The sequence below is a fragment of the Sphingosinicella soli genome (assembly GCF_014199685.1).
Classification (GTDB): Bacteria; Pseudomonadota; Alphaproteobacteria; order Sphingomonadales; family Sphingomonadaceae; genus Sphingosinicella; species Sphingosinicella soli.
The window spans coordinates 1-22,482 of record NZ_JACHNZ010000009.1; the positions used below are offsets into that span (position 1 = coordinate 1).

Below are 22,482 nucleotides of genomic sequence, written 5' to 3' on the forward strand. Positions count from 1 at the left end.
TCAGTCGTTGTGGCGCTCCCATGGAGTATCTGTCCCATAGCGCATCCTTCCATTGCTGGCTGAATAATGCACCATCAAAGCCTGGGATCAAACAACTAGAGACCGGCGACTATTTTGGCTCGACCGTTGCGCTGAGCGGCATAGGCGACAGAATGGCCGTAGGTGCGCTCAGCGACGATGGTGCGGACAACAGCACTTCGACCGTCGGCGCGGTCTATCTGTTTACGTTCGATAGCGAAGATTTCGAAGGCGGTACGCTCGCAGGCATCATCGGCAAGGGTTACAGCGGCGGCAACAGCCGCGACATCACGGGGCTGGAGGCAGCCGACCTGTTCGGCCGCTCGCTGGCCCTTACAAACGACGGCAAATATCTCGTTGCGGGCGCACCGGGCGACGATGGCGCGGGAAACGCTCTTGTCGGCGCAGGCGCACTTTATCTCTTCACCTTCGCCGACACCAGTTTCACGGGAGGCGAGCACAAGGGGACGATCGGCAGCGGATACACAGGAACATTCGACACTGCTCTTGCACTGGGCGCGAGTGATCAGTTCGGCTTTTCAGCTGCGCTCAGCGCAAACGGCTACCGCCTCGCGGCGGGGACAATCGGCGACGATAGTGCAGGCGACGGCATCAGAAACGCCGGCGCCGTCTATCTGTTCGCGACCGACCTCACCGCCGCCGGCGGACTGGCCTATGCCGACCATCCGGGCGCAACCATCAACGTGTCGGCGACCTCGCTTGCGGCACTGCTCGCGGCGGGGACGAACCTGACGCTCCAGGCCTCCAACGACATCACCGTTGCCGCCGCGATCACGGTCGACAATGCATCGGGCGACGGCGGCGACCTGACGCTGCAGGCCGGGCGCAGCGTGCTCGTGAACGCGGACATCACCACCGACAACGGCGACCTCACGATCATCGCCAACGACACGCTCGCGAACGGCGTCGTCGATGCCTACCGCGATGCGGGCAGCGCCGTCGTTACGATGACGGGGGCAGCCATCGATGCGGGCGAGGGCAAGGTCACCGTCCATCTGCGCGACGATCCGGGCAAGACCAACAACGGCATCGGTCACATCACGCTTCGGGACATCACCGCCGGATCCGTGGAGGTCAGCCATGCCGGGGGCGGCGGAGATCTCAGGCTCTTCGGCGCGATCACCACCACCGGCGCGCAATCCTATGAAGCGCTGCGAAAGATCGAGGTCGCTGCGCCCGGCCACCTCACCGTTACCGGAAAGGCGACGATGCACCTAAAGGCCGGGGAGCAGATCAGCATCCTCAACGGCATTCTGGAGAACACCTATTCCGGCGACGACGAGGCGTTCGACGCCATCATCCTCGACGCGAACAGGGACGATACGCCCTTTGCGCAGCTGAACCCGTCAACCAGCAACTCGGCCCTTTATCTGGAGAACAATGCGGTCATTCGAACCGCGCTCGGCGGGCACGGCGACATCTCGCTGTGGGGCCGCGGCGGAGACGGTGCACTGAACGGCATCGGCATCCAGATCACCAAGGCCGTCATTGAATCCCTTGGCGCAGGAACGGTCACGCTGACCGGCTTCGGCGGGGACGGCACCGAAGGCGGGATCAAGTACGGCGTGCTCATCCAGGATGCCGCGACATCCACCGGATCACGCATCACCGGCAACCTCGGCGACATCAGCATCACCGGCACCGGCGGCGGCTTCACGGAAGCAGGCAGCAACAGCGGTGTTGCGCTCATCCAGGGCTCGGTCGTTGAATCGGTCGGCACCGGCGCCAACGCCGCGAAAATCACGATCACCGGCACCGGCGGCGGCACCGGCGCATCGCTCGGCAACAACGGCGTCTTTCTGGCCAATACAGGAACCGCCATCGAAAGCATCGATGGCGATATTCTTATCGAGGGCAACGGCGGCCAGCATGCCGAGGGCCACACCAACCCGGGAATACAGATCGGCGGCGGCGCACGGATCGAATCCACCGGCACCGGCGAGCATGCCGCGAGCATCGGGCTCGAAGGCACCGGCGGCGGGACGGGGGCCTCCGCCACCAACTACGGCGTCTTCATCACAGGTGCAGGCACGCAGGTTCTCAGCAACGCTGGCGACATCGCCATCACCGGATCGGGCGGAACCGACGCGGAAGGCATCAATAACCACGGCATCACGCTCACCGGGTCGGCAATCATCGAATCGAGCGGCGCCGGCGCAGACACCGGCAACATCTCGCTTTGGGGGCTGGGCGGCGGAAAGTCCGACGCGGCATCCGACAGCAATTACGGGATCTATTTCGCGGGCGGCATCCCGGTTCTGGAAACCGTCGCGGGTGATATCTTCATCACCGGGGAAGGCGGCGCAACCGCCGGCACCGCCAATCATGGCTTTATTCTGCTGACCGCAGGCACGGAGATGGCAAGCGACAGCGGTGATGTGGTCGTTGACGCCAGGAGCGGAACCGGGATGGTGGGGTCCACCAACCGGGATTTCTTCAATCAGGGCGGCGACGCGGCGATCAGCACAGGCGGGCGCTGGCTGATCTATCTGCCCACGCACACCAACAGTGTTTTCGGCGAACTCGACAGCGAGAGCCTGCCGACGTGGGGAGAGACTCTGTCGACCCTTGCGCCCGCGTCGGTGCCCGCCGGAAACCGGTATATCTTCGCCAACCAACCGACGCTTTCGGTTGCGTCCACATTCAGCGACAGCAAGACCTATGGCAGCGCCTACACGTTCGGCGCGCTCACCCTCGGCACCGACTACACGGTTTCAGGCTTCGTCACTGCGCTCACCTACGGCAGCGTCTGGACGCAGGAAACCGACGCGAACATCGGCCTCGCCGGTGCGCTCACGCTCACATCCGCAGGCACGGCAGCGGGCGCGAACGTCGCCGGGTCGCCCTATGATATCGACGCCGCCATCGGCACGCTCAGCAACACGGCAGGCTATCAGTTCACAGCACCGACATCGACGGGCACACTGACCGTCGACGCCAAGGCCCTTACGCTCTCAGGCATCAGCGCAGCGGGCCGCGCCTATGACGGCAGCACGAATGCCGCCCTCTCCGGCGGCACACTTGTCGGCATCGTCGGTAGCGACGACGTCGAATTCTCGGCGGGCACCGGCAGCTTCGGCAGCAAGAACGTCGGAACATGGACGATCACCGCCAGCGGCTACACGCTCAGCGGTAACGGCATCGGAAACTACACGCTCGTCCAGCCGACCGTCGCCGACGCGACGATCTCCGCCAAGGCGCTCACCCTCACCGGCGTCAGCGCGGCGGGCCGCGCCTATGACGGCAGCACCGATGCCGATCTCTCCGGCGGCAGCCTCGTCGGCATCGTCGGCAGCGAGGATGTTTCATTCAGCGCAGGCGCCGGCAGCTTCGGCAGCAAGAATGTCGGAACGTGGACGATCACCGCCAGCGGCTACACGCTCAGCGGTGACGACATCGGAAACTACACGCTGACCCAACCGATTGTGACGGATGCCGCGATCACGGCGAAAACACTCACACTCAGCGGTGTCCTGGCCTCCGGGAAGGACTATGACGGCAACACCAGCGCGGTATTGCACGGCGGCGCCCTGGTCGGTGTCGTCGGCAGCGATCATGTAGAGTTCACGGTCGGCACGGGCAGCTTTTCTAGCAGGAATGCCGGGACATGGGCCGTCAGCGCCTCAGGCTACGGGCTGACGGGCGGCGATGCCGGAAACTATGTGATTACGCAGCCGACGGTGGCAAATGCAACGATCGCGCCGCGCGTCCTGAATGTGGGCGTCACCGCGCTGGACAAGATCTACGACGCCACGCGCGATGCCACCCTCTCCTTCTCGGCCGATGACGTCGTGACCGGCGATGTCGTGGCGTTCAACTACGAGGCGAAGTTCGAGAACAGGAATGCCGGAACGAACAAGGCCGTCAGCCTCATCGGAGGCATAACGCTGACCGGAGCCGAGGCGGAAAACTATACGCTTGCGATCGAACCGGACGTCCTGTCCGGCCTCGCGGCGGACATTTTCGCGCGAACGCTGACGGTGGACGCGGTTGAAACGCGCGACAAGACATATGACGGCAGCACGTCTGCGGACCTTTCGTTCGCGACTGCAGACATCTTGACCGGCGACGTCGTCACATTCTCCTACGCGGCAGACTTCGACGACAAGAATGCCGGAACGGGCAAGGCGGTGTCTGCATCCGACATCTCGCTTTCCGGTATGGACGGAGGAAATTACGTTCTTGTCGTCGATCCGGCACTGCTCAGCGGACTCAGCGGCAACATTTCAAAGAAGGGCCTCGTCGTCACCGACGTGTCCACCATCGCGAAAACCTACGATGGCAGCCGCAACGCCGAACTCGATTTCGGTACGGACGATATCATCGCGGGCGATCGCATCGGCTTCGACTACGCGGCGCTGGCGGCCGATCGCAACGCCGGAACAGGCAAGGCCGTTACGGTCGGTGCCGTGTCCCTGTCCGGCGCGGACGCGGACAACTACGACCTCGTGCTGGACGACGGCCTGCTTGGCGACCTGACCGTCGATGTCGCCGCAAAGCAGCTGACCGTTGCGGTCGATGATCAGTCTCGCGCGCGTTTCCAGCCCGGCGCGGCATTCACCTATCACCTCGTCGGTCTCGCCGAGGGCGACGACGCTTCGGTGGTAAGCGGTGTGACATTCCTTACGGATGCGACGGAAAGCTCGCTCGCCGGACATTATACGATCGAAGCGACCGGGGGATCGGCGGCAAATTACAGCCTCTCCTACACGCCGGGCACGCTGACCATCACCGGTCATCTGATCCCGCCGTACGATCTGGATCGGATCCAGCATGTGCCCGGCAGCCTCAGCGGCAGCGACGGCTTCGGCGGGCTGGTGTCTATCGCGCCTCCGGCAACGCTGCACACACTCAGCGGCTACGCAGAAAGCGGGGCATCCGATGACCGAGGCCCCTTCTGTTCCGATCCCGGAAGCCGCAGGCGCGGCGCGCGCCTGCTCCCGCATCTGCAGCTCAATATGAGCGGCGGATCGCTCTATTGCCTCGGCAGCCCCTCAAAGTTTGCGCAATAGCTGTCGTAAATTGACAGTCTTAGTGTCATATTGTTGACGGCCGGGCGAAAGGGTGCTTCGGAACCAGGGGTTATCGAAACAGGAGGGGGTTGATGCGGCTGAGCAGGCTGCGGCGTTGGCTTTGGGCGGGCCTTGCTGCAATCGCAGCGACCTGCGCACCTGCTCGCGCCCAATCCGAAGCCGTTCGCCCCAATTTCGTGCTCATTCTCGTCGACGACGCGGCGCTGATGGATTTCGGCGCGTATGGGGGCGAAGCGCGCACGCCCAATATCGATCGTCTTGCCGGGGCCGGGACGCTTTTTACGCATTATCGCACCTCGCCGCTCTGCGCGCCCTCCCGCGCCATGCTGCTGACGGGGATCGACAATCACAGAAACGGCGTCGCCACCATCCCGGAGGTGCTGCCGCCGCAGCACGCGGGCAAGCCCGGCTACGCGCTGCGGCTTGCACCCGATGCGATCACGGTCGCCGAGCAGCTGCGGCGCGCGGGTTACCGCACCTACATGACAGGCAAGTGGCATCTGGGCAGCGGCAAGGGCGATCTGCCGCCCTCGCATGGTTTCGAAAGATCCTTCGCGCTCGACGCCTCGGGCGCCGACAACTGGGAACAGAAGCCCTATATCCCGTATTACGACACGGCGCCCTGGTTCGAGGACGGCAAACCGGCCACGCTTCCCGCCGATTTCTACTCGTCCGAGTTCATCGTCGATCGCATGATCGCTTATCTGGACGCCGACCGAGAGGGCGATCCGTTCTTCGCCTATGTTGCGTTTCAGGCGATCCATATTCCTGTTCAGGCCCCGCGCGCCTACACGGCGCACTACGAAAAGGTGTACGATCGCGGCTGGGACAGCGTGCGCGAAACCCGGTGGAAGCGCGCGCAGGCGATGGGCCTGATCCCGCGCGGCGCACCGCTCGCGGCCAGGCCCCCCGGCCTGCGGCAATGGGAAACACTCGCCGAGCCCGAGCGGCGCCTGCTCGCGAAGAGCATGGCCGTGAGCGCGGGCATGATCGAAGCGATGGATCACCATGTCGGCCGCCTCATCGCCTATCTCGAAAAGAGCGGCCGCCTCGCGAACACCGTCTTCGTCGTCACCTCCGACAATGGGCCGGAGCCCAACGAGCCCGTCAGTCAGCGCGGCTTTCCGCTATGGATGCGGCTGAACGGCTACGATCAGGATCTGGACCGGCTCGGCGAGAAAGGTTCCTTCGTCTCGATCGGCCCGGAATGGGCGGTGGCTGCGGCAGCGCCGCACAGCCTGTTCAAGTTCTACGCCTCCGAAGGCGGATTGCGCGTGCCGTTCATCATGTCGGGCCCCGGCATTGCCGTGCAGCCGCGTGTGTCCGCAGCCGCGTTCGTCACCGATGTCGCGCCGACGCTGCTCGACATCGCCGGTGTCGGCGGCGGCGGCGGCATGGCGATGACCGGCCGCAGCCTGCGCCCCGTCCTCAGCGGGGCTGCCGATGCTATCTATCCGCCCGATACCCCGATCGGGATGGAGGTTGCGGGAAATGCCGCGCTCTATCGCGGCGATTACAAGCTCCTGCGCAATCTGCCTCCCCACGGCGACGGCACATGGAAGCTGTACGACCTCAGCCGCGACCCCGGCGAGACGCGCGATCTCAGCGCCGCCGATCCGGCACGGGTCCGGTCGATGCTCGCGGATTACCGCGCGTACGCGAAGACCATGGGCGTGCTCGATAGTCCCGAAGGCTACGATCCGTTCCGGCAGATCACGCTCAACACCCGCATCAAGATCCTGAAGCATCATGGCTGGGCACTCGGCGGCGCCCTGCTTTCGCTCGTGGCTATCCTCGCCGTTGCCGGGCGGCTTTACATCAAACGTAAACGGAGACCCGCTTGACCGAACCACTCAGACTGCTGGGGGCGCCGGGCTCGCCCTACACGCGCAAACTGATCGCGCTGCTCCGCTACAGGCGCATTCCCTACGCGATCCTCTGGGGCAGCCACGTGCAGCCGCCCGCAGACCTTCCCGCGCCGAAGGTGAAATTGCTGCCGACGGCGTATTTCCCCCTGCCCGACGGCACGCTCGATCCTGTCGTGGATTCCTCACCGATCATCCGGCGGCTCGAAGCGGAGCACAGCGGACGGGAGGCTGTTCCCGCAAATGCCGTGTTGGCGTTCCTCAATCATCTGATCGAGGATTATGCGGACGAGTGGCTGACCAAGGCCATGTTCCACTATCGCTGGGCCTTCGCGGAGGATGCTGCAAATGCCGCCCCGCTGCTCGTCTTCTGGATGGCGCCCACGATGCCGACGGAGGCTGCGGCGCAGGCGGCGGACATGTTCGCCGACCGCCAGATCAGACGCCTCTACGTCGTCGGCTCGAACGAGGCGACCGGGGAAACGATCGAACACAGCTATCGCCGTTTCCTTGGCATCCTGGATGCGCTGATTGCGGGGCGCGGTTATGTGCTCGGCGCGCGGCCGTCTTCAGCCGATTTCGCCATCCACGGCCAGCTCGCGCAGCTTGCCGTGATCGAGCCGACCTCCACCGCGATCGCGGCGCAGACAGCGCCGCGCGTGCGCGCATGGCTCGACCGCGTCGAAGATCTTTCGGGCGTCGAGCCGGGGCCGTCGGACTGGTTTTCGCGCGCTGAAATGTCCGCGCTGCGGCCCCTGCTCAGCGAGATCGGGCGCGTCTATGCCCCGTTTCTGATGGCCAACGAAAAGGCCGTGATGGCGGGCGCCGAGACCGTGCAGACCGAAATCGACGGGCGGCCCTGGGCGCAGCCGGTTTTCCCGTATCAGGCGAAGTGCCTGCAATGGATTCGCGAGGCCTTCGCGGCGCTCGTCCCGGATGACCAGACCTTCGTGCGAAGCCTTCTCGACGGCACGGGATGCGAGCGTCTGCTGCCGTGAAACGGGGCGCGATCCTCGTCGGCGTCGCAGCCCTGGTCGTGCTCGGCACGCTCGGCTGGGTGAACCGCAAGGACGTGATCCTCTGGGTCGTCACGACGCTCGCGAAAGATCGTGACATCGCGGCGTACTCGCCGATCACGTGGCAACAGGGTCCGGCCACCGCGCCGGAGGGAGACCGGCCGCCCAACATCATCTTCATCCTCGCGGACGACCTCGGCATCAACGACATCACCGCGTTCGGCGGCGGCGTCGCGGGCGGGCGGGTACCGACACCCAGTATCGATCGACTCGCCGCCGAAGGCGCGCTGTTCACGCAGGCCTATGCCGGAACGGCCAGTTGCGCGCCCTCGCGCGCCATGATCCTCACCGGCCGTTATCCCACACGGACCGGCTTTGAATTCACGCCCACGCCCGACGGTATGGGGCGGATGGTGTCGATGTTTTCCGAAGGCGCCTCGGGCCTGCCGCCGACCGAGTGGAACAGCGATGCGGCGGGCAAAGTCCCGAGCTTCGATGAACAGGGCCTGCCGGGTTCGGAAGTGACCATTGCCGAAGTCCTGAAGACCGCAGGCTATCACACCGCCCATATCGGCAAATGGCATCTGGGCAGCGGGCCGGAATTCGGGGCGAACGCACAGGGCTTCGACGAGAGCCTGCTGATGGCGAGCGCGCTCTATTTGCCGGAGGATGACCCCGGCGTCGTCAATGCGAAGCTCGATTTCGATCCGATCGACCGCTTCCTGTGGGCGCGGATGCAGTATGCGGCGTCCTTCAACGAAGGGCCGAAGTTTGCGCCCGGCGGCTATCTCACGGATTACTGGACCGACGAAGCGGTGAAGGTGATCCGCGCCAACCGCAACCGGCCCTTCTTCCTTTATCTCGCGCACTGGGGCGTTCACACGCCGCTCCAGGCCACGCGCGCGGATTATGAAGCGGTGGGAGACATCAGGCCGCACCGGCTGCGCGTTTACGCCGCGATGGTCCGCGCGCTCGATCGCAGCGTCGGGCGCGTGCTCGCCGCGCTGAAGGACGAAGGCCTCGACGAGAACACGATCGTCGTGTTTTCAAGCGACAACGGCGGCGCCGGCTATGTCGGCCTGTCCGACATCAACGCGCCTTACCGGGGCTGGAAACTCACCATGTTCGAAGGCGGCCTGCGCGTGCCGCTGTTCATGCGCTGGCCTGCCGGGATCGCGGCGGGGACGCGCATCGAGCGACCGGCCGCGCATATCGACCTGATGCCGACATTCGCGGCGGCGGCGGGCGCGGCGCTTCCCGCCGGGGTCGCGATCGACGGCATCGACCTGCTCGCGGCCGAACCCCCGGCCCGCGCCCACGACGCGCTGTTCTGGCAGAGCGACCATTACCGGGTCGTGCGGCAGGGCGACTGGAAACTGCAGGTGACGGAGCGGCCGAAGAAGACGTGGCTGTTCAACCTTGCGCTGGACCCGACCGAGAAGACCAATCTTGCAGGCAAGGCGCCCGCGAAGGTCGCGGCGCTGACGGCGCTGCTCGACGCGCACCGCAAGGGCGGGCGGGGGCCGCTTTATCCGCATACGATCGAGGCGCCGGTGGCGATCGACAGGACACTTGCGCAGCGGGTTCGCCCGGGGGATGAATTTATCTACTGGTCCAACTGATACGGTGCGTCCTTGATGATGCGGAAGCCGACGTGGCTTGCCGAGAAGCGATCCTCCTGCGGCTGTCGCGCGGCGGGGCGGTAGCGGCGGCAGAAGTTTTCCGAACAGAGATAGGAGCCGCCCTTGATCGTGCGCGCGCCCTCGCCGTAGGGCGTGTCGGTGATTTCCCACACATTGCCGATCATGTCGTAAAGGCCGATCCGGCTCGGCGGAAAGCAGCCGACCGGCGCGCGCGCCGCGAAACCGTCTGCGGCTTTCTGCTCCTCGGGAAACAGACCCTGCCATGTGTTGGCGACGGGCCGCGCTTCCGGCCCGTAGGCGCCCGCTTCCTGATCGCCGCCCTTCGGCAGACCGAGCGAGGCGGCATATTCCCATTCGACCTCGGTGGGCAGCCGACCGCCCGCCCACGCGGCATAGGCGGCCGCATCGGCGGGAGAGACATGCACCACGGGATCGCGGCCCCGCCCGGCGATATCCGAACCCGGTCCTTCGGGCGCGCGCCATGTCGCGCCGCGCACCAGCTTCCACGGACGCGACTCCCCGCCCTCCGGCGCCGTGAACACAGCCGATCCGCCATCGGCATCGCCCGCCGTGCGCTCCGCATCGGTGACGTAACCCGCCGCCTTCACGAACGCCGCGAACTGATCGTTTGTCACCTCGTGCGCCTGAATGCGGAACGCGCCGACATGCAGCGAGAGTTCGGGGCTCTCTTCGGGGTAGCGCGGCGCCGCGCCCTTGATGAAACGCCCCTCCGGCACCTCCACGAACGTGCCGAGCGCGCCTGCGGGGATCCCGCACGCCGTCTCGTCGCTGCGCGCATCGCACGCGCCGAGCAAAGCAAGCACGAGAACAGCGCGCTTCACAGGCCGAGCACCCGTTCGACGGCGAGGCGCATCGCCGCTTCCGCTTCCTCCGGCGGCAGCTTCTGATCGTGCCGCAGACGTTGCCAGGACTGGAACCCCGTGACCATTTCGATCGCCGCAAACAGCGCCGGGTTCGACTGGACCTCCGGCGGCAGAATCGCCTGCAAGGCCGCACGTTCCATCGTGACAAAGCGCCGGTGCGCATCCATCAGATATTCGGACTGGAACCGGCGCGCGTACGCGGCAACCTTGAACGGCAACAACCGCTCGTAAATGCGCGCCCGGCGTACCACGACCTCGCGCGCCCGGCCCTGCCAGTCCAGTGCTTCGAAGGGCGTCATCACCATCGGCAGGATTTCCGCTTCGAGCGTCGCGTTCAGCTCGCGGTAGAGGCTGTCCATCTCCTCGAAATGCCGAAACACGGTACGGATCGATACACCCGCAGCTTCGGCCACGCTGGGTGCATTGGGATCCATGTCGCCGCCCTCGATCACGGCGTGCATCGCGGCGACGATCTGCGCGCGGCTGCGTTCGCTGCGCAGCCGTCGGCCATCGACCGTTTCCTCGCCGCGCGGCACCAGCCGGGAGACGTTCGCCGTGCCGTCGGTCATGCGGGCACCGCCGTGCCCCAGCTCGCGAAGCCCGCGATGCGCGGCGTCGAGGGCAGATACATGGTTTCGATCCGTTCCACGCGAAATCCCCCCGCAGCCAGCATGTCCGCAGGGCTCCGTGTGAGATGGCAGCCGCCCAGCAGGCGCTTCCACACCGGCTCGAAGCGATGCTGCCGGCGCGCGACATCGGCATCGGGCGCGAGGCCGTGTTCCGAGAAGAGCACGCGCCCACCGGGTTTCAGAACGCGGCGCACCTCGCGAAGTGCACCGCGCCAATCGGGAATCGTGCAGAGCACGAAGGTGATGACCGCAGTATCGATGCTGGCGTCTTCCATCGGCAGGTTTTCCGCACCCGTCTGGTGAAACCGCACGCGGTCCGCAACCGCGGTCTGCGCCGCCGCCGCGCGTGCGCGCGTCACCATGCCGGGCGCAGGCTCCACGGCATGAAGCCGCGTGACGCGCGAAGGGTCGTAGAAAGCGAAGTTCGTTCCCGATCCGCAACCGAGTTCAAGCACCTCTCCGGCCGCAGCGGGCACGATTTTCGCGCGCTGCCGCATGGCAGGCTTCGTCGCGCAGGCGCACGAGACGATCGCCGGTACGGCATAGCGGTTCCAAAGCCCCATTCTGATCCTCCCCGGTCCGATATTCGAACACTGCGCGTGCGGGGGCAAGTGGCATATTTCCGCAGGTCCGCAGTCCGGTTTGGGGTTTTCGCCCCCGGCCCGCTCCTGTAACCCGTTCGGACGCAGAAGAAAAAAACAACGGACGAAGCGGAATGATAAACGACCTGCAGAGGATGATGATCGAACGCCCGCGTTCCGCGCTTCGCGCGTTTCTGCGCGCCGAATCCGCAGGCGGCATCGTGCTGATGATTGCAGCCGTCGCCGCGCTCATCGTCGCCAATTCGCCGCTGTCCGACGCCTACTTCAGCGCACTGAAAACCTATATCGGGCCGCTGTCGGTCAGCCACTGGATCAACGACGGGCTGATGGCGATCTTCTTCCTGCTCGTGGGACTGGAAGTGAAGCGCGAGCTTCTCGACGGCCAGCTTTCGACGTGGGAACGGCGCATTCTTCCCGGCGCGGCGGCGGCGGGCGGCATGATCGTGCCGGCGCTTATCTTCGTCGCCTTCAATATCGGCGATGCCGAAACGGTGCGCGGCTGGGCGATCCCTTCGGCCACCGACATCGCCTTCGCGCTCGGCGTGCTGACGCTGCTGGGTTCGCGCGTGCCGGTTTCGCTCAAGGTGTTCCTCACCGCGGTCGCCATCATCGACGACCTCGGCGCCATCATCATCATCGCGCTGTTCTATACCGCCCAGCTCAATCTGGTCGCGCTTGCCGCAGCCGCAGCGCTGATCGCGGTGCTTTACGGCTTCAACCGCTTCGGCATCCGGTCGCTGTGGCCCTACATGATCGTGGGTGCGGGCGTGTGGACGGCGATGCTGCTGTCGGGCATTCATGCGACGCTCGCGGGTGTCGCTGTGGCGCTCACCATCCCGCTGACACAGACCGCCACCCATATCGACGACGAACATTCGCCGCTGCACCGGCTCGAACATGCCATCGTGGGGTGGGTCGCCTTCGCGATCGTGCCCATTTTCGGCTTCGCCAACGCCGGTCTGTCGTTTGAAAACGTCACCGCCGAAATGCTCGTGAGCCCGATCGTTCTCGGCATCGTGCTCGGCCTGTTCGTCGGCAAGCAGGTCGGCGTTTTCGGCGTGATCTGGGTGCTGAAAAAGCTCGGCCTCGCCGATTATCCGGTTCACGCCTCGGGCGCGCAGATCTACGGCGTTGCGCTGCTCTGCGGCATCGGCTTCACGATGAGCCTGTTCATCGGCGGCCTTTCATATGTCTCCGACATCTATCTCGACGAGGTGAAACTCGGCGTGCTCGGCGGATCGCTGCTGTCCGGCGCTCTTGGTGCGCTGGTGCTGACATTCGCGCGCCGCGAGCCGGTTGAAGACGCGAAAACCGAATAGCCTCAGGCGAGATCGCGCTTCCGGATCAGCCCTTCCTGCGCGACCGAGGCGACGAGAACCCCGTCCCGGTTGTAGATCAGCCCGCGATTCATGCCGCGCGCGCCCGATGCGCGCGGGCTGTCCTGCGCGTAGAGCAGCCAGTCGTCGATCCGGAACGGCGCATGAAACCACAGCGCGTGGTCGAGGCTGGCGACCTGAATCCGGTCATCCCACCCGGCGTCGTTGTGCGGCAGCAGCGAAGTCGAAAGCAGCGTCATGTCGGACGCATAGGCCAGCATGCAGGCGTGCAGCGCGGAATCGTCCGGCACCGGCGCCATCGCCTTGAACCAGATGTTCTGGCGCGGCGGACGCGGCGCGCTATTCCCCGAAACCGAAGACTCGACCCGGCGGAATTCGATCGGGCGCTCCTGCAGGAAGCGTTCGAGATGCGCTTCGGGCACCTGATCGATGAATTGACGGCGCCACTCGGCGTCGCTCATCAGCGTTTCGGGGTCCGGAACGTCGGGCATGTCGAACTGGTGCTCCAGGCCCTTTTCCTCGATCTGGAACGACGCCGCCATGTTGAAGATCGGCCGCCCGTGCTGGATCGCGATCACGCGCCGCGTCGAGAAGCTCTTGCCGTCGCGGTCGCGCTCGACCTGATAAACCACCGGAACGCTCGCATCGCCTTCGCGCATGAAATAGGCGTGCAGGCTGTGCGCCGGACGGTCCGCCGCCACGGTTCGGCTGGCCGCCACCAGCGCCTGCGCGATCACCTGCCCGCCGAACAGACGCCGAAAGCCTTCGGGCATGTTGCTGCCGCGAAACAGGTTTTCCTCGATCCGTTCGAGATCGAGCGCCGAGACGAGATCGGCGACCATCTCTTCCGGGCGCATCAGTGCGCGTCCTTCGGGGTTTCCATCAGCTCGACAAGGACACCGCCCATGTCCTTCGGGTGAATGAAGATCACCGGCGTGCCGTGCGCGCCGATGCGCGGCTCGCCGGTGCCGAGCACGGTCGCGCCCTTCGCGCGCATGTCGTCGCGCGCGGCGATGATGTCGGGCACTTCGAAGCAGACGTGATGCTGCCCGCCCGCCGGGTTCTTTTTCAGGAAACCGTGGATCGGCGAATCCTCGCCGTAGGGCTCGATCAGTTCGATCTGGCTGTTGGGGGTATCCACGAAGCAGACCCACACGCCCTGCGCGGGCAGCGCGAATTTTTCGCCGATCTTCGTGGCGCCCAGCAGATCACGGTAGACGGCGACGGCCTTGTCGATCGACGGGGTTGCGATCCCGACATGGTTCAAGCGTCCGATCATCTGGGCCTCCTTCGCCGCATGTTGCATCTGCGAAGAAGGCCCTTAGCCCTGCGTGACCGCCGGACGCAACCGGCTAGAAGCTGAAGCTGAGCGTCGCCCGCACGTCGCGGCCCGCAAGCGGCACGTAATCCTTGGTGAAGCTGGCGTGGCGGCGCGCATCGACATCGAAGATGTTGTTCGCCGAAAGCTGCAGCGTCGCGGGGCCTTCCGCGCCCAGCACGCGCCACGACACCGCGGCGTTGACGAGCGTGTGTGATCCCGTGGACGTTTCGAACGCGGCAACGCGCGTCTGCTTGTCGCTCCATTCCACCTCGACCCGGCCGGTGACGAGATCCGACTGCGCCTCGATCCCGCCGAGCACCCGCAGCGGCGGGATGCGCGGCGCCGCGCCGACCGAATCGATCTTGGCGCGCACATAATCGGCAACGCCGTCGGCAACGACGCGGAAATTGCCCGCATCGAACAGCGGCGCGGTGATTTCCGCTTCAAGCCCATAATACGTGGCGTCGCCCTGCGCGTACTGGAAGACCGGCAGTTCCTCTTCCTCGAGGCCGGTGTCGATCTCGTAGATGTAGTTCTTGAACCAGCTGGCGAACGCGCCGAGCGAGAAGCTGAACCCGCCCGACTTGCCGCGCAGGAACGCCTCCAGCCCCCAGCTCTTTTCCTTTTCGAGCGTGGGATCGCCGATCTCGAACGCCTGCGTCGCGATATGCGGCCCGTTCGAGAAGAGTTCCTCGGCGGACGGCGCGCGCACGGCGCGCGAACCGTTGATGCCGATGCTGATGTCGTCCGTCAGCTTGTAACGCGCGCCGAGCGCGGCGGAGAGCGCGTTGAACCGGCGGCTGATGCCCACGGCGTTCGAACTCACGTTCGTGCGCTCGTAGCGGCCCGACGCTTCGACGCCGAGCGCGCCGAGATCGAGTTCCTGCACGGTGAAGAGGCCAAGCTGCTCGGTTTCGTTCGGCGGCAGGAACGCCTCGGCGCCCACGGCGGAGAAATCGCGGATGTAGAACTGGCCGCCGAACGCGCCGTTCCATACGCCGCGCTTCGCCTGCACCATCTCCACGCGGCCTTCGACGCCGGTGTTGTCGAACACGGTGCCGACCTCGTCGCCTTCGAATTCGGTGTGCGTGTAATCGGCGTAGCCGACGCGCACGCGGAGCATGTCAAGGAAGCCTTCGCCGAGCTCGACCTCGCCGCGCACATCGGCGCGCCACTGCTTCAGCCCGATGCTGACATCGCCGTGGTCATGGTGCCCTTCCTCGTCGTCGTGATCGTCGTGATCGTCGTCATGGTCGTCGTCGTCGTCGTGATCGTCATGTCCGCCGACCGAGGGGCGCGAGGGCACGCCGTAGCGGCTCTCGAAATAGCCGACGGAGAAGCCGAGCATGCCGCGATCGGTAATCACCGACAATCCGCCGCCCGCCGTCTTGGTGCGCGTGAAGCTGTTCGGCAGGCGCCCGCGAATGCCGGCGGCCTCGGCCGCTTCCTCGTCGCCTTCCGCAGCCTCCTCAAGCGCATGCTCGCGCAGATCGGGGGAAAGCGCGTAGCCGCCGATGCGCAGGTTGTTCGTATCGCGCCAGCTGCCGTCCAGATGGACGACGATCTTGTCGGTGAGCGCGGCGTCGATGCCCGCCGCGACGCTCACCTCATTGGCCGCGCTCGCGACGCTGCCGATCGCATCGACGTGCACGCCGTGTTCGGGAACCGCACGCGGTATGCGCTTGTCGAGCACGTTGACGACGCCGCCGATCGCCGAGGAGCCGTAAAGCAGCGAGGCCGGGCCGCGAATGATCTCGACGCGCTGCGCGGTGATCGGATCGATCGTCACGGCGTGGTCGGCCGATGTGTTGGAAACGTCGATCGAGCCGATGCCGTCGGTCAGCACGCGGATGCGCTCGCCCTGCATGCCGCGCAGTACGGGGCGCGAGGCGCCGGGCGAGAAGCTGGTTGCGGAAACGCCGGGCTGGCGCGCGATCACCTCGCCGATCTGCGGCTGCAGCGCCTGGCGCAGGTCGCTCTCGGTCATCACCGATGTGCCCGACAGCAGGTCGGCGCGCGAGCGGGCGTAAGGTGCAGTGACGACGATATCGTCGCCGATCGCATGCAGATCGTCGCGCCTCTGCTCGCCGGACGTCTGCGCAAGCGCCGGAAGCGCAAGAACCTGAACCGCACACGCGGCGAGAAGCATCGAACGCATGACCACGAACTCCCTTTTATCTGTTGGGAGGCCGTTTAGAATGTAATGTTATATCTTGTCAATTACTGTGCAGCGATGCTTTCTGCAAAGGCGATCAGATCGCGCGCCTGCGCGGCGTGGAGGACTTCGACGAGCTTGCCGTCGAGCGTCGCGACGCCCTTCCCCTCCGCCTTCGCCGCCTCGAACGCCGCGACGATGCGGCGGGCCTGCTCGACCTCGGCAGCGGAGGGCGAGAAGACGCGATTCGCGGTTTCGATCTGCGCGGGATGGATGAGCGTCTTGCCGTCGAAGCCGAGCGCACGGCCCTGCAGCGTCACCGTCTCCAGCCCCTCCATGTCCTTGATGTCGGGATACATCGCGTCGAAAGCCCGGATGCCGGCGGCGCGCGCCGCAATGACGACGCGCTGCAGCGTATACTGGATTTCCCCGCGCGCGGGCCCGACACGGCAGCCGAGATCCTTTTCGAGATCGGCGGCGCCGACGACGAGCGCGGCGACGCCCGGCGTATCGGCGATCGCATCGACCGCCTGCACGCCGCGCGGGGTCTCGATCATCGCCCACACCGGCACACCGCCCGCAAGGCGAACCGCCTCCGCCGCCTCTGCGGCGCTGTTCACCTTGGGCACGACGACGGCGTCGGGCCGCGCGGCGGCGACCGCCTGGAAATCCGCCTCGCACCACTGCGTGCCGATGCCGTTCACGCGGATCGCGAGGGTGCGGCTTCCCCATCCGCCCGCCGTCACCGCCTCGGCGGCGGCGGCGCGGGCGCCTGCCTTCGCATCGGCCGCGACGGCGTCTTCGAGATCGAGAATCACCGCATCGGCAGCAAGCGTCCGCGCCTTCTCGACAGCGCGCGCGTTGGCGGCGGGAAGATAGAGAACGCTGCGGTAAGCACGAAAATCGGTCATGGCATTAAGATTCCCTGTGGAATTCGTGCTATGGCGGTCCAATATCGCTGTGGGCAAACGATTTATGGGGGATGGATATGGGCGGCGGGCTTTTCGTGATCTTTCTGGCGGCGCTTGCCGTCGTGTTCGTCTGGAGCGCGGTCGTCGTCGTCCGCCAGGGCTATGAGTACACGATCGAGCGCTTCGGCCGCTTCACGCAGACGGCGAAACCGGGCTTCACGCTGATCCTGCCGTTCATCGACAGGATCGGCCGCAAGGTCAACATGATGGAGCAGGTGCTCGATATCCCGGGGCAGGAGATCATCACCAAGGACAACGCCATGGTCTCGGTGGACGGCGTGGTGTTCTTCCAGGTGCTCGATGCCGCGAAGGCGGCATATGAAGTGTCCGACGTCTATGTCGCCATCCTGCAGCTCACGACGACCAATCTGCGGACCGTCATGGGCTCGATGGATCTCGACGAAACCCTGTCGCGCCGCGACGAGATCAACGCGCGACTGCTGCATGTCGTCGACGACGCGACGACATCGTGGGGCGTGAAGATCACGCGCGTCGAGGTGAAGGACATCCGCCCGCCGCAGGACATCGTGAACGCGATGGGACGGCAGATGAAGGCCGAGCGCGAGAAGCGCGCCGCGATTCTCGAAGCCGAAGGCCTGCGCGCCTCGGAAATCCTGAAGGCCGAGGGCCAGAAGCAATCGCAGATCCTGGAGGCCGAAGGCCGCCGCGAAGCCGCCTTCCGCGACGCCGAGGCGCGCGAGCGCGAGGCCGAGGCCGAAGCCAAGGCGACCGAGATGGTGTCGAACGCCATCGCCGGGGGCAACGCGCAGGCGATCAACTATTTCGTCGCGCAGAAGTACGTGGAGGCGATGCACGCCTTCGCGAACTCGCCGAACGCCAAGACGATCTTCATGCCGCTGGAAACGACGAGCCTTGTGGGCACGATCGGCGGCATCGGCGAACTGGTGAAGGCCGTGCGCGACGGCGGCGATACGCCGCCGCCGCCCGCACCAGCGCCCCGCCCGCGCCGTCCGGGTCCGTTCGAACAGGCGTGAGGAGGCGGCCATGCCGGATTTCCAGAACTTCGAGATGACCTACTGGGTCTGGTTCGCCGCCGCTGCGGTGCTCGCGATCATGGAGATCGTCGCCCCCGGCATCTTCATGATCTGGCTCGCGCTCGCCGCCGTCGCGACCGGCGTGATAACGCTCGCGATCGGCTTCGGCTGGGAATTGCAGCTTGCGGTCTTCGCCATCCTTTCGGTCGTCGCCGTGTTCGCGGGGCGGAATTTCCTGAAGCGCAATCCGGTGGAAACGACCGACAGCGGGCTCAACCGGCGCGGCGAACGCATGGTGGGGCAGAATGTGCAGGTGGTGGAAGCCATCGCAAACGGACGCGGCCGCGTGCAGGTGGGCGATTCGCCCTGGCTCGCAACCGGCCCCGACGCGCCCGCAGGCAGCATGGTCCGCATCACCGGCATCGACGGCGCGACGCTCCGCGTCGAACCCGTATAAACGGTCAGAGGGTCTGTAAGCCGGGTTCTGTACTGCCCGCAAAGGCAGCGACGACCATTCCTCTAGGACGACGCTTGCGCGCCGCCTCCAGCAACCTACCCGGGCGGTCCGGCCGGATAAGCCATGCGCCGCCCCTATTCGGTTTTGCTCCCGGTGGGGTTTGCCGTGCCGCTTCCGTTGCCGGTCGCGCGGTGCGCTCTTGCCGCACCCTTTCACCCTTGCCGTCCGGCGCAAGGCCATCGGGCGGTCTGCTCTCTGTGGCACTTTCCCTGGGGTCGCCCCCGCCGGGCGTTACCCGGCACCGTCTATCCGTGGAGCCCGGACTTTCCTCCCCGCCGTTCTTTCGAACCCTGGCGCGGCGGCCGTCCGACCCTCTGACCGCCCCGGGAGATAGGACGGCTTCGAACCATTGACAAGATCACGCCATACAGAAGACCGATACTTCAATGCAGGTCGCGCTCGACTACATCGACAACATCAACCCCGCCGGGCAGCGCTTCGTTCGTAAATTCTGCGTTCAGATGAAAGCAGCGAGTTGTCTTCCCCGTGATGCGGGGCTAGCTGCATTGCATCGCCGTGATCACAGGGATTTCGGCAGGCAGGGTTTCAGGAGGCGGTATGCGTTACGTAATGGTGGCTGCGGTGCTGCTGCTTGCAGCGTGCAATACGATCGGCGGCGTGGGCAAGGATTTGCAATCGGCCGGCGAAACGGTTTCCGACGCCGCAAACTAGGTGTTCGCGGCGCCCGAGTGCGGTAGGGCACCTGTCGTCATTTCAGGATACCGGGATGCTCGGCAAGCTGCGCCCTGACACCTTTACGATCGCGCTGGTGGCGACGGTGCTCGTCGCGACCGTGCTGCCGTGCCGTGGCGACGCCGCGATCGCCTTCGCCTGGGCGGCGAAGGCGGCGATCATGCTGCTGTTCTTCCTGCACGGCGCCAAGCTCTCGCGCGAAGCAATCGTGCGCGGCGCAGGCGCGGTGAAACTGCATGTCGCAGGGCTCAGCCTCACCTATCTCGCGTTTCCCGGTATCGGCCTGCTGATCGCGCTTTTGCCGGAAAGCCTGGTGAGCGCCGATATCAAGGCGGGGATCATGTTCCTCGCCGTGCTGCCGTCCACGGTCCAGTCGGCGATCGCCTTCACCTCGATCAGTCACGGCAATGTCGCAGGCGCGATATGCAGCGCCTCGCTTTCCAACCTTTTAGGCGTGTTTCTGACCCCCGTTCTCGCCGGGCTTCTGATCCACGCCCAGGGGACGACGGGCGCGATCGACACGCTCGCGGCGATCCGTTCGGTCGTGGTCACGGTCCTCATTCCCTTTGTCGTCGGGCACATGTCGCGGCCGCTGACCGCCGGGCTGATCGCGCGCCATGGGGCGATCATCGGCAAGGTTGACCGGGGCGCGATCCTGCTTGTGGTTTATACTGCGTTCAGCGCGGCGGTCGTGGACGGGCTCTGGTCGCGCGTATCCGGCTTCGACCTTGCCGTCGTCGCGGGTCTCAGCGTCGTGATGCTCGGCGCGATTCTGGCGCTTTCGCTGTGGATGGCACACATCACCGGCATGTCCCGCGCCGACAAGGTCGCCTTGCTGTTCTGCGGTTCGACGAAGAGCCTCGCGAGCGGGGTTCCCATCGCCGCAGCGCTTTTCGCAGCGCCGGTCGTCGGCATGCTCATGCTGCCGCTGCTCATCTACCACCAGATCCAGCTGATCGCCTGCGCCGTGATCGCACGCGTCTATGCCGATCACGAAGGTTACAAAGGTTAGACCGGGACGGCGGTCGTGTATTTGATCCGCTTGAGCGCGAAATGCGAGGCGGTTGAGGCGACAGCCGCGTGGTTCAAGAGCTTGCGCATCAGGAACGCCTCGTAGGCGCCGACGTCCGCGACGGCGACGCGCAGCTGATAGTCCCACTCGCCGGACATGGAGAGGCACTCCATGATCTCCTCGCGCGCCAGCACCCACGCCTCGAACTCCTCGCGGGCGCCGCGTTCGTGCGACTTGATGCGGACCTGGCAGACGACATCGAGCCCCTTGCCGACCGCGTCGCGGTTCACAAGGCGCACGACCGGCCCCAGCACGCCCCCGCTTTCTAGGTTGCGGATACGGCGCCAGCATGACGCCGCGGACGCGCCGACGCGTTCACCGAGCGCGGCGCTGCTGATGCCGCCGTCTTCCTGCATGATTCGGACGATCTGGCGGTCGACTTCATCCATGTGACACGTTCATTTCACAATCACCGGCAAATTCGCGATAACTCATCACATATACACGAAAACGGTTGAATATTGAAAGAAGTATTCGCCGTTTTACGCTTATCCTGTTCACACACCGTATTGGGGATGATGGGATGAGCGAAACACCGACAGCACACCAAACCGGATCGATCCTGGATGGACTTTGCGCCCAGCCCGCCGACCCGCTGCTCGCGCTAATCGGCATGTTCCGCGACGACCCCCGGCCCGGCAAAATCGATATGGGCGTCGGCGTCTACCGCGATGCGGACGGCAAGACGCCGGTGATGGCCGCCGTGAAGGCCGCCGAGGCCATCCTGCTGAAGGACCAGCAGACGAAATCGTACCTTGGCCCGGAAGGCGATGCGCGCTTTGCCGAACTGCTGACGCCCATCATTTTCGGCGACGTGGACGCCGCGCGGCTTTGCGGCGTGCAGACACCGGGCGGCACGGGCGCGCTGCGGCTGGGGGCGGAGCTTTTGGCGCGCGGCCGCGCGGGGACGCGTGTCCTCGTCGGCACGCCGACGTGGCCGAACCACGTGCCGTTGATGGAGGCGGCCGGGCTGAAGCTCGTGCCGTTCAAGCACTTCGATGTCGCCACGCAGGCGCTTTGCTTCGACGAGACGCTGGCCGCGATCAATGCCGCCGAACGGGGTGACGTGATCCTGCTGCACGGCTGCTGCCACAACCCCACGGGCGCCGACTACACGGTGGAGCAGTGGAACACGCTTGCGCCGCTGATCGCAGAACGGGGGCTGCTGCCTTTTGTCGACCTCGCCTATCAGGGCCTCGGACACGGGCTTGATGCCGATGCGGCCGGGCTGCGCGCGGTCGTTGCGCACAATCCCGAAGTGCTCGTCGCGTATAGCTGCGACAAGAATTTCGGCCTGTACAGGGAGCGTGTCGGCGCCCTGTTCGTGGTCTCGGACAGAGCGGAACTGATCCAGTCCAACCTGCTGGCGCTCGCGCGCGCCAACTGGTCGATGCCGCCCGATCACGGCGCCGCCATCGTGCGCACCATTCTCGACAGCCCCGAACTGACGGCAAGCTGGCGCGCGGAACTCGATGCGATGCGGCTGCGTATCCTCGGCGTTCGCGAAGCTGTCGCAGCGCATGACCCGGCGATCGATCTGACTCGGCAATCGGGAATGTTTTCAATGTTGTCGTTGAGCACCGAACAGATCCGCGCGCTGCGCGAAGTTCACGCTGTTTACATGGCCGGATCTGGCCGGATCAACGTGGCGGGACTGACGCCGGACGCCATCCCCGCGTTCGCCGCCGCCGTTGCTGCCGTTCGCTGAGA

18 protein-coding genes and 1 other RNA gene are annotated in these 22,482 nt (G+C 65.6%); 10 read left to right on the plus strand and 9 right to left on the minus strand.

Annotated elements, in window-relative coordinates; genetic code table 11:
* Positions 1 to 20 precede the first annotated feature (20 nt).
* The 4 genes from GGQ98_RS05065 to GGQ98_RS05080 all read left to right on the plus strand — a co-directional run bounded on the left by GGQ98_RS05065 (position 21) and on the right by GGQ98_RS05080 (position 9,575).
* Complete coding sequence (locus tag GGQ98_RS05065) at positions 21 to 5,051, plus strand: beta strand repeat-containing protein (RefSeq protein WP_184066093.1); 5,031 nt, start codon at positions 21 to 23, stop codon at positions 5,049 to 5,051.
* Positions 5,052 to 5,143: 92 nt separating this feature from the next.
* The gene (locus GGQ98_RS05070) at positions 5,144 to 6,916 is read left to right on the plus strand and encodes an arylsulfatase (RefSeq protein WP_184066095.1); all 1,773 of its coding nucleotides are present in this window, start codon (positions 5,144 to 5,146) and stop codon (positions 6,914 to 6,916) included.
* A complete protein-coding gene (locus GGQ98_RS05075) occupies positions 6,913 to 7,935 on the plus strand; it encodes a glutathione S-transferase family protein (protein WP_184066097.1) in 1,023 nt (340 codons plus the stop codon). The genes GGQ98_RS05070 and GGQ98_RS05075 overlap by 4 nt, the downstream gene beginning before the upstream one ends.
* On the plus strand, positions 7,932 to 9,575 hold the full coding sequence (locus GGQ98_RS05080; RefSeq protein WP_341534140.1) for a sulfatase-like hydrolase/transferase: 1,644 nt from the start codon (positions 7,932 to 7,934) through the stop codon (positions 9,573 to 9,575). Before GGQ98_RS05075 ends, GGQ98_RS05080 begins: the two co-directional genes overlap by 4 nt.
* Here GGQ98_RS05080 and GGQ98_RS05085 read toward each other — a convergent pair.
* The 3 genes from GGQ98_RS05085 to GGQ98_RS05095 are packed head-to-tail and all read right to left on the minus strand — an operon-like array spanning position 9,560 to position 11,672.
* Positions 9,560 to 10,438: an SUMF1/EgtB/PvdO family nonheme iron enzyme gene (locus GGQ98_RS05085; RefSeq protein WP_341534141.1), complete on the minus strand. Its 879-nt coding sequence runs from the start codon at positions 10,436 to 10,438 to the stop codon at positions 9,560 to 9,562. The two genes, GGQ98_RS05080 and GGQ98_RS05085, sit on opposite strands and share 16 nt — an antisense overlap.
* Positions 10,435 to 11,049 carry a TetR/AcrR family transcriptional regulator gene (locus GGQ98_RS05090; protein WP_184066101.1) on the minus strand — a complete coding sequence of 205 codons (615 nt, stop codon included), beginning with the start codon at positions 11,047 to 11,049 and terminating at the stop codon, positions 10,435 to 10,437. The genes GGQ98_RS05085 and GGQ98_RS05090 overlap by 4 nt, the downstream gene beginning before the upstream one ends.
* On the minus strand, positions 11,046 to 11,672 hold the full coding sequence (locus GGQ98_RS05095) for a class I SAM-dependent methyltransferase (RefSeq protein ID WP_184066103.1): 627 nt from the start codon (positions 11,670 to 11,672) through the stop codon (positions 11,046 to 11,048). Before GGQ98_RS05095 ends, GGQ98_RS05090 begins: the two co-directional genes overlap by 4 nt.
* A 176-nt stretch (positions 11,673 to 11,848) precedes the next feature.
* On the opposite strand from GGQ98_RS05095, the gene nhaA reads away from it, so the two are divergent.
* Positions 11,849 to 13,030, plus strand: a complete 1,182-nt coding sequence (gene nhaA, locus GGQ98_RS05100) for a Na+/H+ antiporter NhaA (protein ID WP_424141347.1) — start codon at positions 11,849 to 11,851, stop codon at positions 13,028 to 13,030.
* 2 nt (positions 13,031 to 13,032) lie between these two features.
* Here nhaA and tesB read toward each other — a convergent pair whose 3' ends face one another.
* The 4 genes from tesB to GGQ98_RS05120 all read right to left on the minus strand — a co-directional run bounded on the left by tesB (position 13,033) and on the right by GGQ98_RS05120 (position 17,435).
* Positions 13,033 to 13,905 (minus strand): acyl-CoA thioesterase II, encoded by an 873-nt coding sequence (tesB, locus tag GGQ98_RS05105; protein ID WP_184066105.1) that lies wholly within the window; start codon positions 13,903 to 13,905, stop codon positions 13,033 to 13,035.
* Positions 13,905 to 14,327, minus strand: coding sequence for a methylmalonyl-CoA epimerase (gene mce, locus GGQ98_RS05110; protein ID WP_184066107.1), 423 nt, complete (start codon positions 14,325 to 14,327; stop codon positions 13,905 to 13,907). Before mce ends, tesB begins: the two co-directional genes overlap by 1 nt.
* A gap of 73 nt (positions 14,328 to 14,400) precedes the next feature.
* Entirely contained in the window at positions 14,401 to 16,527 is a 2,127-nt protein-coding gene (locus GGQ98_RS05115) for a TonB-dependent receptor (protein ID WP_184066110.1), read from the minus strand.
* Between the two features lie 62 nt (positions 16,528 to 16,589).
* A complete protein-coding gene (locus tag GGQ98_RS05120) occupies positions 16,590 to 17,435 on the minus strand; it encodes an HpcH/HpaI aldolase/citrate lyase family protein (RefSeq protein WP_184066113.1) in 846 nt (281 codons plus the stop codon).
* Positions 17,436 to 17,512: 77 nt separating this feature from the next.
* Between GGQ98_RS05120 and GGQ98_RS05125 the strand changes: the two genes are divergently transcribed.
* Positions 17,513 to 18,490 (plus strand): SPFH domain-containing protein, encoded by a 978-nt coding sequence (locus GGQ98_RS05125; RefSeq protein ID WP_424141348.1) that lies wholly within the window; start codon positions 17,513 to 17,515, stop codon positions 18,488 to 18,490.
* Between the two features lie 10 nt (positions 18,491 to 18,500).
* Positions 18,501 to 18,947, plus strand: a complete 447-nt coding sequence (locus tag GGQ98_RS05130; protein WP_184066119.1) for an NfeD family protein — start codon at positions 18,501 to 18,503, stop codon at positions 18,945 to 18,947.
* Here the strand turns inward: GGQ98_RS05130 and rnpB are convergent.
* An RNA gene (rnpB, locus tag GGQ98_RS05135) (RNase P RNA component class A) lies at positions 18,948 to 19,325 on the minus strand.
* Between the two features lie 240 nt (positions 19,326 to 19,565).
* Between rnpB and GGQ98_RS05140 the strand changes: the two genes are divergently transcribed.
* Together GGQ98_RS05140 and GGQ98_RS05145 are read left to right on the plus strand one after the other, a co-directional pair.
* Positions 19,566 to 19,679, plus strand: a complete 114-nt coding sequence (locus GGQ98_RS05140; protein WP_184066122.1) for an entericidin A/B family lipoprotein — start codon at positions 19,566 to 19,568, stop codon at positions 19,677 to 19,679.
* A gap of 55 nt (positions 19,680 to 19,734) precedes the next feature.
* On the plus strand, positions 19,735 to 20,712 hold the full coding sequence (locus tag GGQ98_RS05145) for a bile acid:sodium symporter family protein (protein WP_184066125.1): 978 nt from the start codon (positions 19,735 to 19,737) through the stop codon (positions 20,710 to 20,712).
* Here the strand turns inward: GGQ98_RS05145 and GGQ98_RS05150 are convergent.
* Positions 20,709 to 21,161 carry an Lrp/AsnC family transcriptional regulator gene (locus GGQ98_RS05150; RefSeq protein WP_184066128.1) on the minus strand — a complete coding sequence of 151 codons (453 nt, stop codon included), beginning with the start codon at positions 21,159 to 21,161 and terminating at the stop codon, positions 20,709 to 20,711. The two genes, GGQ98_RS05145 and GGQ98_RS05150, sit on opposite strands and share 4 nt — an antisense overlap.
* Before the next feature lie 134 nt (positions 21,162 to 21,295).
* Between GGQ98_RS05150 and GGQ98_RS05155 the strand changes: the two genes are divergently transcribed.
* Positions 21,296 to 22,480 carry an amino acid aminotransferase gene (locus GGQ98_RS05155; RefSeq protein WP_184066131.1) on the plus strand — a complete coding sequence of 395 codons (1,185 nt, stop codon included), beginning with the start codon at positions 21,296 to 21,298 and terminating at the stop codon, positions 22,478 to 22,480.
* Positions 22,481 to 22,482: the final 2 nt, after the last annotated feature.